This is a genomic window from Empedobacter sp. UBA6305, assembly GCF_002440405.1.
GTDB lineage: Bacteria > Bacteroidota > Bacteroidia > Flavobacteriales > Weeksellaceae > Empedobacter > Empedobacter falsenii_B.
Map to the genome: position 1 here is coordinate 1 of NZ_DJTP01000023.1, position 16,838 is coordinate 16,838.

The window sequence follows — 16,838 nt, forward strand, 5'->3', positions numbered from 1 at the left end:
CTCGACTTTTCAGCAATGACGATTTATAAATTCATTGTAAAAAAAGGATTTTGAATATTGAAAAAGGAGTTAAAAATCCGACGATTTAGAATCGAAATGTTTTAATCATAGTAAATAAATCGATATTTTTCAGTTTACTGAACTATACAATTTCTAAAATAAAAAAAACTATGTTTCTATTGTGGTTAGAAAATTAGAGGATTCGGTTCGACACTTCGACACTTCGTAAACTCAGTAACAAGTTTCAATACTCACATCAAATACCGTCACTTCGAGTGATTTTCGAAATGTAATGTAGAAAATTATATCAAGAAGTTAAACGTTTTAAAACAATTTTCATCTTATTCTTCAACATAATAAATGTGACAGCAAGAAAGAAAAAAACGTAAAAAGTTAAGCGTAAAACATAATAAATTAATTCCCTATAAATTTCAAATAAAAAATCTTGATTTTTCACCTATTCAAAACCCATTAAGTGTTAGTTGTACGATTTTTGATTCATTATTGAATAATAACATTCTAAAAATGAATACCATGAAAAATAACACGACACAAAACATCGCACGATATACCTTAGGAGCTTTTTTGATTGGAGCAGGAATTGCTCACTTAACTATAGCTAGAAAGGAATTCAAGGCACAAGTACCAAATTGGGTTCCTTTACCCAAAGATGACACAGTTGTGTATTCGGGAATTGCAGAAATAGCCTTGGGTAGTACGATTGTTTTAGCTCCAGATAGTAAAAAAGAAATAGTTGGAAAAATAGCAGCTTGTTTTTTTGGGGCTGTTTTTCCTGGAAACTGGGCTCAATATAAAAACAAAAGAGATGGTTTTGGATTGGATACAGATCAAAAAAGATTAGCACGATTATTCATGCAACCTTTACTAATTATATGGGCTTTGAAATCGACTAAAAATACTAAATAACTTGTTTGAAGTAACCAACTTACGACAATTGAATTATATTAAACAAATTTGAATGAAAGAGGATGACTTTTAATAAAGATCTAAATAAAAGATTAAAAAAATTACGCAAATAAATAGCTGTTTGATAATAATTTATAGTATTTTTATCTCAAATAATACTATAAAATTAATACTTGAACAGCGATGAATAAACTATTTAGTGTAGCAATTGCTGCAACTTTGATTGTTTCTTGTAACAACAAAACAGAAGAGAAGAAAACGAATAATGTTGCAGTAGATACTAATCAGAACAAAGAAAACACGATTGCTGATAATGGATTTGACATCAGCAAAATTCCATTTTCGACAGCTGATATTGGGGATTTTCCTTTCATAAATCTTCCGCAAGGTTTACAAGAAATGAACAAACCTTTGGTAAAAGAATTCGACATATGTTTTTTTCCTATTAACGGTGTTATGACACCTTTTGAAGGAAAGTTGTATAAAACTTTTGTTTCACCTAAACAAGGAGAAGAATTTTCGCAACATTTCTTTGAAAAAAGTATGGCTGATTATTTACAATCTATCGGGGCTGTTAAAGTGTTTGATGGTGAAATAACCAAAGAAGAATATGAGCGTTACAATAAACAAGATCCGAATAAAGGAGGCGAAGGTGATATGGGATACGCTGGACAAAATATGAAGTTTTGGGTATTACGTACAAAAGATAAAGGAAATGTATATATACAATACCTTTCTAACAATGCTGGTGCTTCGCTTAATGTACTACAAAAAACAGACTTTAAGCAAACTATCACCAAAGTAACAGCAGACGAAATTGCTGAGGATTTGACTAAGAATGGAAAATCTATTTTATATATTAATTTTGATGTTGATCAAGCAAAAATCACGCAAGAAGGTGATGAGATTGTGACTGAAATTTCAAATGCCTTAAAGAAAGATAACACATTAAAAATATCAATTGAAGGGCATACTGATAATTCTGGCGACGCTAAGCATAACAAAAAACTATCTAATGATCGTGCAAATGCTGTAATGCAAAAACTAATTGCTTTAGGTATTGATAAAACACGTTTATCTGCTATAGGATACGGAGCTGAAAAACCATTGGTAGCAAATGATACAGAAGAAAATAAAGCTAAAAATAGACGTGTAGAGTTGGTTAAAGTAAAGTAAAATCTATATATGTTTTAATTTTATTAAACATGAAAAATATTGATACTAATCCGTAGTACATTATTAAAAAAAGTTGCTCCAAACATTATAGAAACTAAAGAACTAGATTCTATACTAAAGAATGTTTAATTCTGATGGTTCTTTAAAATCATTAAATACAAATTCATATCTACCAAAAAAACCTTGAATAATTCAAGGTTTTTTTATGTTTAAACAATCAGTAAAACTGTTTCTTTTAATTTTTCGGCTTGTTTTGAATAAATAAAAATCTCAAAATCGGTTTGTATTTTTTCTTCAAAACTTTGTTTCATTTGTTGATAAGAAACTGCTTTTGGACTTTCTTTCAAGTATTGAACAAAATCAACCAACCATTCGCCAATCTCTTTGTCTACAACAATTTCAAGATAATCTTGTTTGGTATGAAATTGTAAAACTGCATTCTCAAAAGTTTTTCCTTTTTTTGTTTTCGTTACAAATTCTATTTGTGGTCTACCTCCTAACCAAACTACTTTTTGCGTTGGTTTATACATTACAAAAGTTTCATTATTCAAAACTGTTTCGATATAATTTGGTTGAATTGACGTTCTCGGAACTTTAAAATCAAACCACTCATTCAGCGACAACTCAAAACCAACACCGTGCATATAGTTAAACAATGATTTCTTTAATCCATTCGAGAATTGATCATGAATTAAACCTGATTTTTCTTCGTGAATCATATCATTATTCGCAAAAGTTCCTAATTCGGTGCTATGATTAATTACTTCATATTTCTCTGGATTCAACCCAACTGGGCTATGTGCTGTCATCGCAAATTGATGCCAAAATCCTGATTGAAGAATTCCTAATTCGAACATTTGACGCACCATTTCCAAACTATCAATCGTTTCTTGCTTTGTTTGTGTCGGAAAACCATACATCAAATATGCATGTACCATAATTCCAGCTTCGGTAAAATTTCGATTTACAACCGCAACTTGCTCCACTGTTACACCTTTATCAATCAATTTCAACAATCGATCCGAAGCGACTTCCAAACCTCCAGAAACCGCAATACAGCCCGAAGCTTTCAATAATCGACACAAATTATATGTAAAACTTTTCTCGAATCTTATATTTGTCCACCATGTTACAGTTAATTTTCTTCGAAGAATTTCTAACGCAACTTCTCGCATTAATGCTGGCGGAGCAGCTTCGTCCACAAAATGAAAACCTGTATTTTGAGTTGTTTCAATCAACTCTTCCATTCTATCCACAATTTGTTTTGCAGCAATTGGTTCATAAATTTTGATATAATCTAACGAAATATCGCAAAACGTACATTTCCCCCAATAACAACCATGCGCCATTGTCAGCTTATTCCAACGCCCATCACTCCACAAACGATGCATTGGATTAACCACTTCGATGACAGAAATATATTGATCTAATTTGATATCCGTATAATCTGGTGTTCCCACTTCGCTAAATTTATAATCGCGAACAGTTTGATTATTGATATAAGAAACTTGATTATTTTGAAGAGCAAAAGTTCTTTTTAACTCAGAAACTTCAACTTCATTGTTGATATATTTTAACAATTGCTCAGTTGGTGCTTCACCATCATCTAATGTAATAAAATCGAAGAACTCAAATACTCGTGAATCGCTTAAAGAGCGCAATTCTGTATTTGGAAAACCTCCACCCATGTCCACAACAATTTCAGGATAATTTGCTTTAATATATTGCGCACAACGGAAAGCCGAATATAAATTTCCTGGAAAAGGAACCGAAAAACCAATCATTTTTGGATTCGTTTTCTGAATTAATTTCTCTAATTCCGAAAGTGTAATTTTATCAATATAAGTTGGGGCTTTCTGTAATTCTTGATACAATTCATCAAAAGAATTTGCCGATCTTCCTAAACGTTCAGCATAACGAGAAAAACCAAAATTTTCATCAACAGCTTCAATGATTAAATCCGATAAATCTTCTAAATATAGCGTTGCCAAATGCTTCGCTTTATCTTGAAAAGACATCGAACCAAAAGCCCATTCCAAATCTTCAACTTCTGCAAAACGAGAAGCTTCTGGTAAATATCCATCTTGAATAATTGAATCAGCTAAGGTCGAATTTTTTCCTTGTAAAAATCGGATAACAGGATCAATAGTTGCGATATATTCGTCGCTTAACATCACCATTCTTTTACTATTATCACCTAATTCAATCTCTTGATTTTGAATAAATTCAAATAAATCAATTAAACCTTTTCTTGAAAATAATTGTAAGATAACATCTAAACCTAAATCAGCTTGAAAAGTTGAATATGAAAGTGTGTTTAGAAATCCTTTTAAATAAACTGTTCCAGGATATGGTGTATTTAATTGCGTAAAAGGTGGTGTGATTAATAAAAGATCCGTTTTCAATCGTTGAAATTTGTTGCAAAAATACGGATTGAAAAAAAATAATTTTAGATTTTTATCAATTATTTTTCAGTTTTATCAGTGCTTCTAAACGGCATCATCTCAATTTTGAAACTTCCTTCAATCACAGCTTTTTCGAGATTAAGAATTCCTTTCAACGATTCATAATCTACTTTATCTGCATCGTCAGTTGGTTTATGATAATCGTCGTGACCGCCTGTATGGAAAAATAAAACTGGAATATCTTTCTCATAAAACGAAGTTTGATCCGAACCGCCTCTACCTTCATAACCTGTATAAAATTTAACAAAATCAGTCGGATTAATTTCATTAAAAATTGTTTCGAAAGTTGGAGAAGTTCCATAACCTATAATTGAAACGCCAGATTCTTTGTTCAAACGACCAATCATATCCATGTTTAACATCCAATGCACTTTCGATAAATCATACGTTGGATGTTTCACAAAATAACGTGACCCTACCAAACCTAATTCCTCTGCACCAAAAGCAATGAATAGAAAATTAACAGGTTCTGTCATTTTATTTTTACTGTAAAATCTTGCCAATTCTAACAAACCAGCAACGCCAGAAGCGTTATCATCAGCACCATTGTGAATCATTCCATAACTATCTTTCGCCAAAGAACTTCCTTGCTTTCCTTCTCCCAAATGATCGTAATGCGCACCAATCACAATCGTTTTTTCCGCTTTATTATCTAAAAAAGCAATCACATTTTTTGCAGAACGAATACTGTCAACAACTTTTACTTTTTTTACTTTTGCCTCAAATCCTTGAAAATAGCCATCTTCTCCTAAAGGTTGAAGTTTATATTTTTTGAATTCTTTCACAATATATTTTGCAGCTTTCAAATTTTCTTCACTTCCAGTCCCTCTTCCTTTCATTTTATCATCAGCCAAAAAATAAACGTGTTTTTTAAGGTTTTTTACTTCAATTTCTTGCGCAAAAGACTTGGTTCCTACAACCAAAGATAAGATGATAACTATTTTTTTCATATTCAATTTCGACTAAGTATACGTCTAACAAAAATAGAAAAATAATCAAGAATATAGATGAGTAGGATAATTTTAGAAATTTAATTTCGCTTATTATCACTGAAAATCAGGGTGAATAATTCAATAATTGTTAAATTTCAAAAACTTTTTTAAAAATTGATGCAACATTCAAAAACTTGCTGCGTCTATACAATAGACACAACAATGAAACCTTGAAAATTTTGGAGAAAGAAAATTTTTCAATAAATGATAAACAACTATTAGATTGGTGCGAATCTGGTGTAGAGGCTGGTTATACTCAGCTCTATCATCGCTATTCGAAATCAGTTTACAATTCTGTTTATCGTTTGGTGACAGAAGTTTCTGATGCGGAAGATTTGACACAAGAAATTTTTATTTCACTTTTTTCTGATATTCAAAAGTTGAAAAGCATCGAGAATTTAGGAGCTTGGTTCAGTAGAGTTGCGATTAATAAATCGATTTCACATTTACGAAAAAATAAAGTTTATTTTTCTGATGTTGATGGAGCAAATATTATTGATGACAGTGAAGAAAGTTTGGAAGAAAAACAAATATTGGATGGTAAAATTGAAGAATTGCAACAAGCGATTGAAGAATTACCTACTGATACAAGAACAATTGTGAATCTATTTCTGTTCGAAGACATGCCGCAAGAAGACATTGCTCAACTTTTGGGATTGAGCCACAACACGGTGAGAAGTAAATATCATCGTGCAAAAAAGAAAATTTACGAAACCTTACAACAAACCGTTTGCAATGAATGATTCTTTAAAAAAACATATCGAAAAAAACAGAGAAGCCTTTGAAAACAAAGAACCTTCTGCAGAATTATGGAAAAGAATTCAGGCTGAGATTCCTAAACAGGAAGAAAAAACTTTGGTAATTGAACAGCCTAAGAAATGGAGAATTCAGAATTGGAGTATTGCTGCTTCTGCGCTTGTTTTATTGAGTGTTGGTGGATATTTTTTCTTAAAAAATGATCAAGTAAATTCACCAAAAACAATTGAAATTGTAAAAGAAAAACAGGTTAAAAAAGTAGAAGAAATTCAACCAGAAATTGTTCATCCAACTGAAATGAAAACTGAACAAAATGAAAAAGAAATTCAGTTTGTAAGGATTACTAAAGAGAAAAAAGTTGAAAAAATTGTTCAACCAAAAGAAGAACTAATTGGTATAGATGAAAATCTTAAAAATGAAATTTTAAGTTCATTAAATGATCAAGAATCAACAAGTAATCGTATTGATGCAATTGCAAAAATAGCTGATTTACCAAGTATTGATCACAATTTAAAAGAGAGTTTATACCACTTAGCTTTAAATGACAACAATACAATTGTGCGACTAAATGCACTCGAAGCACTTGCTTCAAAATTACCTAAATCAGAAGCTTCAAAAGAGTTAACAGATCTTTTTATGAAGCAAGATGATCCGATGGTACAAATGGAATTAATAGGAATGATTGCGCATATCAATAACGATCAAATCGATTTGAAATTAACAAATAAATTACAAGAAATGGTTTTGGATCCTACAACAAAACCGTTTGTGAAAGACGAAGCGTACGCGGTTCTTTTTAGAAAATAATAATTAACAAAAAAATCAAAAAATGATAAGAAAAATATTTTTGGTAGCTGCATCTTTTATGATGATGTCTACGTACACTTTTGCACAAAATGAATCGAAAAGTGCGAATGAAGATAATTCGAAAACGTACAAATTAGCTGTAAGTAAAGGAAAATTGAACCTTGATCTTGGACGCGTAACAGTAGAAGGTTACAACGGAAACGAAATTGTTTTTTCTACAAAAACAAGATCGCGAGATAATGACGAAAGAGCAAAAGGATTGCGCTCGATCAACTCATTAGGACTTGAGGACAACACTGATTTAGGAATAAATGTTGTAGAAAAAAATGGTGTAATTGAGGTAAAACAACTACAACAAATGACGCCTCCAAATATCAAAATTTTAGTTCCAAAAGGTGTAACAATTTCATTTAACCATCAATCTCAATTTGGAAGTACTATTACATTCAAAAATATCGAAAATGAAGTTGAAGCAACTGCAAGTTACAACAATGTAGTGTTAGAAAATGTAACGGGACCTGCAACAATCAATACGATTTATGGTTCTATCGATGCTAAATTTAGTCAAAATGTAAAAGGTCCTTTGTCGCTTGTATCTATCTATGGTCACGTGGATGCTTCAATTCCGAAATCATCTAAAGCAAATGTAAAATTAACGACTTCGTTTGGTGATATTTTGATTGCACCTGAATTATCGTTAAAATTAGAAACAGTTGATAAATCATCTGAAATGATAAAAATTAACAATCAAGCAACAGGAACATTAAATGGCGGAGGGACAAGTTTCCTTTTCAGATCAGATTATAGTAAAATATATTTGAGAGGGTTATGAGAACAGTAATTTTATCTTTAGCAGTGGGCTTATTGACAAATTTATCAATCGCTCAAACAAAAATTCAGAAGAATTTCTCAGTTGAAAAAGGTCAAGAATTAACATTAAAATTTGATTATCCACAAATCGTTAAAATCACAACATGGAAACAAAACGAAGTGAGTATCTCTGGAAATGTTAATATCAATAATGGTAAAAATGACTTGAATTTCAACTTAACTGAAAGCAAAAACAGTCAAGGAAAAACCATCGAAGGTAAAGTTGTAAAACTAGAAGATATTCCACATCAGGTGACAGCGACTTTTGGTAATGAGAAAAAACAATTTCAAACCAAAGAGGACTATCAAAAATATATTGATGCAAATGACATTAAATCCTCTTCGGTTTCTACAGGTGTACAAATGGATATTACATTGGAAATCAAAGTTCCTGAACATATGAAAACGACTATCGAATCAACGTATGGAACAATTGAAGTTATCAATTTTGATGCACCGATTATTGCACAATCAACATATGGAAGTGTAGATGCAACAATGAATGCAAAACAAATTGGAGAAATAAAAGTGGAAACTTTTTTTGGGAAGATGTACACGAATCTAGATTTTGGAATCAAAACTATAAAATCAGATAATTTTCATTCTGTAATTGCAGCAAACGTAGGTAAACAGCCATTGCAAGAATTTTCTTCGAAATATGGAAATGTCTATTTAAGAAAGTAAATAGTAGATAAATTATAACATTTTTTGAAAACACAATTGAGGATTCTCAGTTGTGTTTTTCTTTTAGAAAAGATTATTTTTGATAAAAATTAAGCCTTGAATCATTTATTTAAAGTTGCCCTAAATTGGATTAAGAAAGAGCCTCAAACAGATTCTTCAACCAGAATTTATACAAAAAGTCATCACATTTCGATTGAAGGAAAACCTGATTTAGAAGTTTCTGCTGCGAAAACTTTCAAAGGTGATCCAAACTTATACAATCCCGAAGATTTGCTTTTGAGTAGTTTGACCTCTTGTCACATGATGTCGTATTTATATTGTTGTACACAACATAAAATCGAAGTAATTTCTTACCAAGATCATTCGGAGGCCACATTGCAAGTGAATCCTGATGGAAGTGGAAAAATTATAAAAGTAGATTTATTTCCTGAAATCATTATTTCTAATTCATCACAAATCGAGTTGGCGCTTTCACTTCATAAAAAAGCAAACGAATTGTGTTTTATTGCGAATTCGTGCAATTTCCCTGTTTATCATCACCCAAAATGTAACGCAAAATAAAACCGAACTAAACTCGGTTTTAATAATTTATTTTATTTCTGTTATAATTTCTCTTTTAAGAATTGAGCTGTGTAGGACTCTTTTACTTTGACAATCTCTTCTGGCGTACCTTCGGCAACCAAATAACCGCCTTTCTTCCCTCCTTCTGGACCAAGATCAATCACCCAATCGGCAACTTTGATAATATCCATATTATGTTCGATTACAAAAACCGAATGTCCCAAATCAATCAAAGCACGTAATGCTTTAATCAACTTCTGAATATCATGGAAATGCAGACCTGTAGAAGGCTCATCAAAAATAAACAAGGTTTTATTTGTCGTTTCTCCTTTCGTCAAGAAAAAAGCCAGCTTCACACGTTGTGCCTCTCCACCAGAAAGCGTATTCGACGATTGCCCAAGTTTTACATAACCCAAACCAACATCTTGTAATGGTTTCAGCTTTTCGACAATTTTATTTTGCTGATGAGTTGCAAAAAAGTCAATTGCTTCATCAATTGTTAGATTTAAAATATCTGAAATCGATTTTCCTTCGAATTTAACTTCTAAGATTTCTTTCTTGAAACGTTCGCCATGGCAATCTTCACAAACCAGCTCTACATCAGCCATAAACTGCATTTCGATGGTAATTGTCCCTTCTCCTTTACATGCATCACAACGTCCGCCATCTACATTAAACGAAAAATGTTTTGGTTGAAATCCCATCACTTTACTTGCTTTCTGATTGGCAAATAAATTTCGGATATCATCGTAAGCTTTTACATACGTCACAGGATTAGAACGCGAAGATTTCCCGATTGGATTTTGATCGATTAACTCAATTCCTTCCAATTGTTTCAGATCTCCAACTAACTCATCAAAATCACCGATTTTATTTCCAAAAATCTCGAAATGACGCTGAACAGCTGGTGCTAAAATATCTTTCATTAAGGTAGATTTCCCTGAACCCGAAACACCTGTAATAACGGTTAATTCGTTCAGAGGAAATTTAACATCAATATTTTTTAGATTATTTTCTCTTGCTCCAATAATTTTCAAATAATTAGGAGATTTTAGACGTTTTTTAGGAACTTCAATTTCTAATTTTCCGTTCAAATATTTAGATGTTAATGTATCACCTTTTAATAATTCATCATAGGTTCCTTCAAAAACTACTTCACCTCCATTTGTTCCTGCTTCTGGACCAATATCGATGATATAATCAGCAGCTTTCATGATATCTTCATCATGCTCTACCACAATCACTGTATTGCCTAAATCGCGTAAACGATGTAAAATTGTAATAAATTTAGCTGTATCACGCGAATGTAAACCAATCGAAGGCTCGTCTAACACATACATCGAACCAACCAAACTACTTCCCAAAGAAGTTGCTAAATTGATACGTTGCGATTCTCCTCCAGACAAAGTATTCGAAGCACGATTTAGCGTTAAATATTCTAAACCAACATCTAACAAAAACGTTAAACGCGACTTAATTTCGTATATAATTCGACCCGCAATTTGCTGATCATATTCGTTAAATGTAATACTTGTAAAGAAATCATTCAACTCATTCAAAGGTAAATCAACCAAATCATTAATCGATTTATCCGCAATTTTCACGTAATTCGTTTCCTTACGCAAACGCTTTCCTTTACAAGTTGGACAAGTTGTTTTACCACGATAACGAGACAACATTACACGATATTGAATTTTGTATGTATTCTCCTCAACCATTTTGAAAAAGCCGTCCAATCCTTCCCAGTCGTTATCTCCGTGCCACAAATAGTCTTTTTGCTCTTCGGATAATTCAAAATAAGGTTTATGAATTGGAAAATCTACTTTTTGAGAAAGTTTGATAAAATGATTTTTCCACTCGCCCATTTTCTCGCCTTTCCAAGCTACAACCGCATCTTCGTAGATTGACAACGATTTATTTGGAACGACAAGATTTTCCTCAACTCCAATTACTTTCCCGTAACCTTCGCAAGTTGGACAAGCTCCATAAGGATTATTGAAACTAAAGAAATGAATAGTTGGTTCATTAAAAATCAAACCATCTGATTCAAATTTATTTGAGAAATATTTTACCGTATTATCTTCTACATTTACAATCGCTATTTCTCCTTTTCCTTCGAAAAAAGCCGTCTCGATAGAATCTGCCAAACGATGATAAAAAGATTCTTCGTCCTCTGTTGGCAAAGCGATACGATCAATGACAAGATGAATATCATTTTCGGGTTGAGGTTCAAAATTAAATGAAATTAAATCTTCAATTTTCACTTGATTTCCATCGACACTCAAACGTGTAAACCCTTGCTGTTGAAGAATATTCAAATGTTCTGCAAACGAACGCTCTTCTGGCACAACCAATTTTATTTGAAGAATAAATTTAGTTTCAGCCACAAAAGTTTTTAGATAATCAATCGCATCCGTTACCGAATCTTTTTGAACTAATTCTCCTGTAATCGGTGAATATGTTTTTCCAATTCGTGCGTACAACAACTTTAGATAATCATAGACTTCTGTCGTTGTTCCAACTGTAGAACGCGGATTTGTAGAATTTACTTTTTGCTGAATCGCTATTGCTGGCGCTATTCCTTTGATATAATCAACTTGAGGCTTATCCAATTTTCCTAAAAACTGACGTGCATAAGACGATAAACTTTCGACATAACGACGCTGACCTTCCGCATACAACGTATCAAAAGCCAAAGTAGATTTCCCAGAACCAGACATCCCAGTAATCACGACTAATTTATTTTTTGGAATCGCTAAATCAATGTTTTTTAAGTTGTGCAATTTTGCACCTTTAATCAGAATAAATTCTTTCGGATCAAGTTGATTGATATCTTTTTTCATCTTGGCACAAAGTTAAGTTATTTTAGAAAGTTAAACTTAATCGCAACAAAAATTAGTCATAAAATATAACGTATAAAAAAGAACAGATTTAGTTAAAATATAAAAGCGCATCAACATGTTGACGCGCTTTTTTCAATAAAAAAATAAAAATTTATTCCTGAAATAATAAATAATTTTCTTCGTTTAACTCTTGATATCCAACATCGTACACATAAAAAATTGTGCCATTTTTTGATTCATCTACATTTGTAATGTACTTAAAATCAAAGTTTCTCAAACTCAATTCGTTTTTATTTACCGAACGAGCTCCTTCTTCTAATAAAGTTTTTAAGATACGATTATTTTTTCTTAATCTGTTGTTAATATTTCGTACAATTTCTACTTTATCACGATTAAGATTATTATTATAAGAATTTCGACAAAAATCGTTACAAAACTTTTTGTCTTTTCGACCAAATAAAGTTTGGTTACATTGAAGACACGTATTCATAAGATAGATTTTAGGTTATTTAAATACAAATATAAAAAAAAGTTAATCAATTTACAAATACTTAACATTATACCCTTTTCTACTTTAAAACGAAAGTATTAAATATTTAGTAAATGTTTATCATCTTATTTATTATTTTTGTTTAAATTTTATTGATTTTGAAAATTCTAAATAAATTACCCGACCCTTTTATTCTGTTTTTATTCGTTGCCATTGTTGTCGCATATTTTTTCCCAGATATTAGTTTGTGGTCTTACAAGGATTTCAATCTGAATACAATAATTGATATTGGAGTTATCTTAGTATTCTTTTTTTATGGATTAAAACTTAATTGGAAAGAAGTTTTTAAAGATTTAGCAAATTGGAAAATGCATGTCTTGATTCAATCCATCACATTTATATTTTTTCCATTATTAGTCTTGTGTTTCTATCCTTTCATAAAAAATTACCCAATTTATTTTACTCTGTATGTCGCAATATTTTATTTAGCCGCGTTACCAAGTACAGTTTCTTCGTCAGTTGTAATGGTTTCTATTGCGAAAGGAAATATACCAAGTGCTATCTTTAACGCAAGTATTTCTGGACTAATAGGTATTGTTGTTACACCGCTTTGGATGAGTTTGTTTTTATCAAAAAGTAATGGTGAATTTGATTTATTAGGAACTTTTTTGGATTTAGTTCTTAAAATTATTTTACCTGTTTTTATCGGAGCTCTTCTTCAACCTTATTTAGGGTTCTTTTACAATAAATATAAAAAGCAATTCGGTAATTTAGATAAACTAACCATTGTACTTATTGTTTACAACAGTTTTAGTCATACTTTTTTGGATGGATTATTTACAAAATTAGGCGTTCTTCCGTTGTTGGCAGTTTTCATAATTGTAGTTGCGTTATTCTTTTTCTTTTTCAAACTTTCAAAATGGATTGGTAAGAAAATGAATTTTAATCGAGAAGATGATATCACAATTCAATTTTGTTCGACTAAAAAATCATTGGTTCATGGCTCGGTAATTGCAGCGGTTATTTTCACGGGAGATATCGGTATTTATTTGATTCCGATTATGCTTTACCACACTTTTCAGTTAATTTATATCAGTTATATCGCTAATCAATATGCTAAAGAAGTTGAATAAAACTTATCGAAGTATCCTTATCTTTCTATTTCAAATTATTTTATTTTCGATACTATTTTCAATCGAAAGCGTTGATGATTTCATCGTCAATCATCTTACATTTCCAATTTCAGGATTTATTGCAAAAATTACGAATTCAGTTCATTTTCCTGTTGGAGAATTGTTTTATTTAATCATTGGAATAATCGGTTTTGTATTGATTTTTAAATTGATTCGAAGTTTTTTCAAATCGAAAGAAAAAGTTTCGCATTCAATTTATTGCATTATGATTTTTGTAAACTGTATCTATTTTATTTACACGTTTGCTTGGAGCGTGATGTACAAAAAACAAACATTAACTATTGACAAAGAAAAAATCGTTATTCAACCTAAAATTCTGAAAGAAATCTATTGCTACGAACTTGATAAAGCAATATCAGCAAGAAATTTAATCGAACACAATGATTCAACAACAACGATAAAATTCAAATCTAATTTAAAAGATTATAATCAAGAATTTTTTGCTTTACAACACCAAGTAAATAATGTAAAATGGTTAAAAAATTATCGATTATTAAAAGATACACAATACAAATTATCTTGGATTTCGGAAATGCAAAATTATATGGGTATTTTGGGATACTATAACCCTTTTACGGCAGAAGCAAATCTGAACAGATACAATACAAATTTGAAACAACCTGCAACACTTTTCCACGAATATGGACACCAAATGGGATTTGCATCAGAAAGTGAAGCTAATTTTTTAGCTTATTATTTAGGTACAAAATCTAGAAATCCTGAAATTAATTATTCGTTTTATTATAAAAGTATTTATACGCTTTTAGGTGCTATTTACAAATCTGATCCGTATTTTGTGAAAATGGAATTGGATAATATGCATTCTAAAATAAAGCAAGACAGAAAAGCCGAATTAAAACATTATTTGAAATATGAAGGTGTTACGAGCGATACTTTTTCTGAGTTAAATAATCAGTTTTTGAAGGCTAATAATCAAGAAGGAACTATAAGTTATAGCAAATATGTCGAATTGATTTATTTGTTATATCAGACAAAAAAAGCAACGAATTAATCGTTGCTTTTATATTATTGTTAAAGTTCTAAATCATTTAAAATTAATTTTTCCACCAGCTAATTTTTTCTGATTACGTTGCGTTGGATTACCATAAATATCAATCACTCCTCCTGCTCTAGTTTTTGCATCTACAGATTTCTCCGCTCTCGCTTCTATTACTCCTCCTGCATTTGTTGTTAAACTTGCTGTATCAGAATTTAATGTTTTCGAATAATATTTCCCTCCAGAATTTGCAATTACAGTCTGAAATTCAGTATCACCAGTTAAAATTACTTCAGCACCAGAATTTATTTTGACTTCTAATTTTGATGTTTCGATTGGTAATTTGATAGATGAACCTTCGTTAGATGTCAAATACAATGCTTGTGATTTTACAACATCATCAGAATAAATGCGAGAACCTTGACTTGCCTGAATTTCGTATAATGATTTGTAATAAACCTTAACCGTTGCTTCTCCTCCTTGCATCAATTTGGTTCCTGTCATTTTCAATTTCAGTTCACCTTTGTTATTTTCAACTTGAACATCGCTCGCATTAACTCCATCTACTTTCACTAGGTTTTCGTTTGATGAAATTAATTCAACTGGAATTTTATCATAAACTTTTAAGATATTAAAATCTCCAACATTTATCTCTTCTTGCGCAAATGCAAAAGTTGAACAAAATATAGCGGCTGCTGATAATACGATATTTTTCATAAAAAAAGTTTTCTAATTTGGTTTGAAATTATGCAAAATTTAAACCAAAAAAGAAAACTTAAGTTATTTTTAAGATATATTGTAAGAATTATTTCGCTCCTTCAGCTGTTAATTCTGCAATACGTACAATAATTTCTGTTGCTTTTTCCATAGATTCTACCGGAACATATTCGTAAGGTCCGTGGAAATTATGACCTCCAGCAAAGATATTAGGACAAGGTAATCCCATAAAAGATAAACGAGCACCATCTGTACCTCCACGAATTGGTTTGATGTTTGGCGTAACTCCACAATCTTTCAAAGCTTGTTCAGCAATTTCAACAGATTGGAATTTCTCTTTTACTTTCTCAATCATATTAAAATATTGATCAGAAACTTCTGCTGTAATTACTTCATGATCAAAACGCTCTTGAATATCAGCAGCAATTTGTAAAAATAAAGCTTTACGCGCTTCATATTGCTCCATATCGTGGTCACGGATAATGTAAACCATTTTTGCTTCAGATACATTTCCTGTAATTTTAGCTAAATGAAAGAATCCTTCGCGACCATCAGTTAATTCAGGAACTTCGTCGTTTGGTAATTGCGCAGCAAACTCCATTGCAATATTAGATGCATTAATCATCTTATCTTTTGCATAACCTGGGTGAACAGATTTACCTTTGATTGTAACAATTCCAGATGCAGCATTAAAGTTTTCGTACTCTAATTCTCCAATTTCAGAACCATCCATTGTGTAACCCCATTCAGCACCAAATTTCTCTACATTAAAGAAATCTGCACCGCGACCAACCTCTTCGTCAGGTGTAAATCCAATAGCAATACGTCCATGTTTAATTTCTGGATGAGCAATCAAATATTCTGCAGCTGTTACAATTTCAGCAACACCAGCTTTATCATCAGCACCTAATAATGTTGTACCATCAGTTGTAATGATTGTTTGACCTTTATATTGAGATAATTCAGGGAACTCGTTTGGTGATAAAATCATTGATTCGTTCAATTTGATATCTCCACCATCGTAATTTTCCCAAATTTGAGGTTGTACATTTTCTCCAGAAAAATCTGGCGATGTATCCATATGAGAAACAAAACCAATAGTAGGCACTTCGTGATCAACTGTAGAAGGAACATATCCAAAAACATACCCGTTTTCATCTATTGAAACATCTTCTAAACCGATTTGTTTTAACTCTTCAACCAAATAATTTGCTAAATCCCATTGACGGTCTGTACTTGGAAATTTATCTAAAAAAGCTTCACTTTCAGTGTAAGTTTTAACATATTTCAAAAAGCGTGTTACCAACTTTTCTCTCCATTCTGTTTGCATTGCGTTTTAATTTTTGTCAAAATTACTAAA

At 31.3% G+C, this 16,838-nt stretch carries 15 protein-coding genes; 9 read left to right on the top strand and 6 right to left on the bottom strand.

Going from position 1 to position 16,838, the window contains the following annotated elements:
* Positions 1–534 precede the first annotated feature (534 nt).
* Both B3M86_RS06180 and B3M86_RS06185 read left to right on the top strand, forming a co-directional pair.
* The gene (locus B3M86_RS06180) at positions 535–927 is read left to right on the top strand and encodes a DoxX family protein (protein WP_038330750.1); all 393 of its coding nucleotides are present in this window, start codon (positions 535–537) and stop codon (positions 925–927) included.
* Between the two features lie 183 nt (positions 928–1,110).
* Entirely contained in the window at positions 1,111–2,103 is a 993-nt protein-coding gene (locus B3M86_RS06185; protein WP_291076107.1) for an OmpA family protein, read from the top strand.
* Positions 2,104–2,312: 209 nt separating this feature from the next.
* Here B3M86_RS06185 and B3M86_RS06190 read toward each other — a convergent pair whose 3' ends face one another.
* Positions 2,313–4,508 (bottom strand): B12-binding domain-containing radical SAM protein, encoded by a 2,196-nt coding sequence (locus B3M86_RS06190; RefSeq protein ID WP_291076109.1) that lies wholly within the window; start codon positions 4,506–4,508, stop codon positions 2,313–2,315.
* A gap of 59 nt (positions 4,509–4,567) precedes the next feature.
* Positions 4,568–5,518, bottom strand: coding sequence for a M20/M25/M40 family metallo-hydrolase (locus B3M86_RS06195; protein ID WP_291076111.1), 951 nt, complete (start codon positions 5,516–5,518; stop codon positions 4,568–4,570).
* Positions 5,519–5,739: 221 nt separating this feature from the next.
* Between B3M86_RS06195 and B3M86_RS06200 the strand changes: the two genes are divergently transcribed.
* The 5 genes from B3M86_RS06200 (at position 5,740) to B3M86_RS06220 (ending at position 9,238) form a co-directional block, all read left to right on the top strand.
* Positions 5,740–6,303, top strand: coding sequence for an RNA polymerase sigma factor (locus tag B3M86_RS06200; RefSeq protein ID WP_185144198.1), 564 nt, complete (start codon positions 5,740–5,742; stop codon positions 6,301–6,303).
* Positions 6,296–7,123: a HEAT repeat domain-containing protein gene (locus tag B3M86_RS06205; protein ID WP_125350355.1), complete on the top strand. Its 828-nt coding sequence runs from the start codon at positions 6,296–6,298 to the stop codon at positions 7,121–7,123. The genes B3M86_RS06200 and B3M86_RS06205 overlap by 8 nt, the downstream gene beginning before the upstream one ends.
* Positions 7,124–7,145: 22 nt before the next feature.
* Complete coding sequence (locus B3M86_RS06210) at positions 7,146–7,955, top strand: hypothetical protein (RefSeq protein ID WP_125350354.1); 810 nt, start codon at positions 7,146–7,148, stop codon at positions 7,953–7,955.
* Entirely contained in the window at positions 7,952–8,677 is a 726-nt protein-coding gene (locus tag B3M86_RS06215) for a hypothetical protein (RefSeq protein ID WP_291076114.1), read from the top strand. Before B3M86_RS06210 ends, B3M86_RS06215 begins: the two co-directional genes overlap by 4 nt.
* A 96-nt stretch (positions 8,678–8,773) precedes the next feature.
* Positions 8,774–9,238 (top strand): OsmC family protein, encoded by a 465-nt coding sequence (locus tag B3M86_RS06220; RefSeq protein WP_291046614.1) that lies wholly within the window; start codon positions 8,774–8,776, stop codon positions 9,236–9,238.
* A 41-nt stretch (positions 9,239–9,279) separates the two neighbouring features.
* Here the strand turns inward: B3M86_RS06220 and uvrA are convergent, their stop codons facing one another.
* Positions 9,280–12,081 carry an excinuclease ABC subunit UvrA gene (uvrA, locus tag B3M86_RS06225; protein WP_125350351.1) on the bottom strand — a complete coding sequence of 934 codons (2,802 nt, stop codon included), beginning with the start codon at positions 12,079–12,081 and terminating at the stop codon, positions 9,280–9,282.
* A 151-nt stretch (positions 12,082–12,232) separates the two neighbouring features.
* Entirely contained in the window at positions 12,233–12,571 is a 339-nt protein-coding gene (locus tag B3M86_RS06230) for a hypothetical protein (protein ID WP_038331633.1), read from the bottom strand.
* 158 nt (positions 12,572–12,729) lie between these two features.
* On the opposite strand from B3M86_RS06230, the gene B3M86_RS06235 reads away from it, so the two are divergent.
* Positions 12,730–13,704 (top strand): bile acid:sodium symporter family protein, encoded by a 975-nt coding sequence (locus tag B3M86_RS06235; protein WP_280045722.1) that lies wholly within the window; start codon positions 12,730–12,732, stop codon positions 13,702–13,704.
* Positions 13,685–14,776, top strand: a complete 1,092-nt coding sequence (locus B3M86_RS06240) for a DUF3810 family protein (RefSeq protein WP_219034592.1) — start codon at positions 13,685–13,687, stop codon at positions 14,774–14,776. The genes B3M86_RS06235 and B3M86_RS06240 overlap by 20 nt, the downstream gene beginning before the upstream one ends.
* A gap of 33 nt (positions 14,777–14,809) precedes the next feature.
* Here B3M86_RS06240 and B3M86_RS06245 read toward each other — a convergent pair whose 3' ends face one another.
* Positions 14,810–15,478, bottom strand: coding sequence for a head GIN domain-containing protein (locus tag B3M86_RS06245; protein ID WP_125350349.1), 669 nt, complete (start codon positions 15,476–15,478; stop codon positions 14,810–14,812).
* 88 nt (positions 15,479–15,566) lie between these two features.
* Complete coding sequence (pepT, locus tag B3M86_RS06250; protein ID WP_115000674.1) at positions 15,567–16,808, bottom strand: peptidase T; 1,242 nt, start codon at positions 16,806–16,808, stop codon at positions 15,567–15,569.
* Positions 16,809–16,838 lie beyond the last annotated feature (30 nt).

Excerpts from the sequence above, each read along its gene's own strand:
- B3M86_RS06180 (WP_038330750.1), top strand. The coding sequence starts at position 535 with ATGAAAAATAACACGACACAAAACATCGCACGATATACCTTAGGAGCT.
- B3M86_RS06185 (WP_291076107.1), top strand. The coding sequence starts at position 1,111 with ATGAATAAACTATTTAGTGTAGCAATTGCTGCAACTTTGATTGTTTCT.
- B3M86_RS06195 (WP_291076111.1), bottom strand. The coding sequence starts at position 5,518 with ATGAAAAAAATAGTTATCATCTTATCTTTGGTTGTAGGAACCAAGTCT.
- B3M86_RS06205 (WP_125350355.1), top strand. The coding sequence starts at position 6,296 with ATGAATGATTCTTTAAAAAAACATATCGAAAAAAACAGAGAAGCCTTT.
- B3M86_RS06210 (WP_125350354.1), top strand. The coding sequence starts at position 7,146 with ATGATAAGAAAAATATTTTTGGTAGCTGCATCTTTTATGATGATGTCT.
- B3M86_RS06215 (WP_291076114.1), top strand. The coding sequence starts at position 7,952 with ATGAGAACAGTAATTTTATCTTTAGCAGTGGGCTTATTGACAAATTTA.
- uvrA (WP_125350351.1), bottom strand. The coding sequence starts at position 12,081 with ATGAAAAAAGATATCAATCAACTTGATCCGAAAGAATTTATTCTGATT.
- B3M86_RS06230 (WP_038331633.1), bottom strand. The coding sequence starts at position 12,571 with ATGAATACGTGTCTTCAATGTAACCAAACTTTATTTGGTCGAAAAGAC.
- B3M86_RS06240 (WP_219034592.1), top strand. The coding sequence starts at position 13,685 with ATGCTAAAGAAGTTGAATAAAACTTATCGAAGTATCCTTATCTTTCTA.
- B3M86_RS06245 (WP_125350349.1), bottom strand. The coding sequence starts at position 15,478 with ATGAAAAATATCGTATTATCAGCAGCCGCTATATTTTGTTCAACTTTT.
- pepT (WP_115000674.1), bottom strand. The coding sequence starts at position 16,808 with ATGCAAACAGAATGGAGAGAAAAGTTGGTAACACGCTTTTTGAAATAT.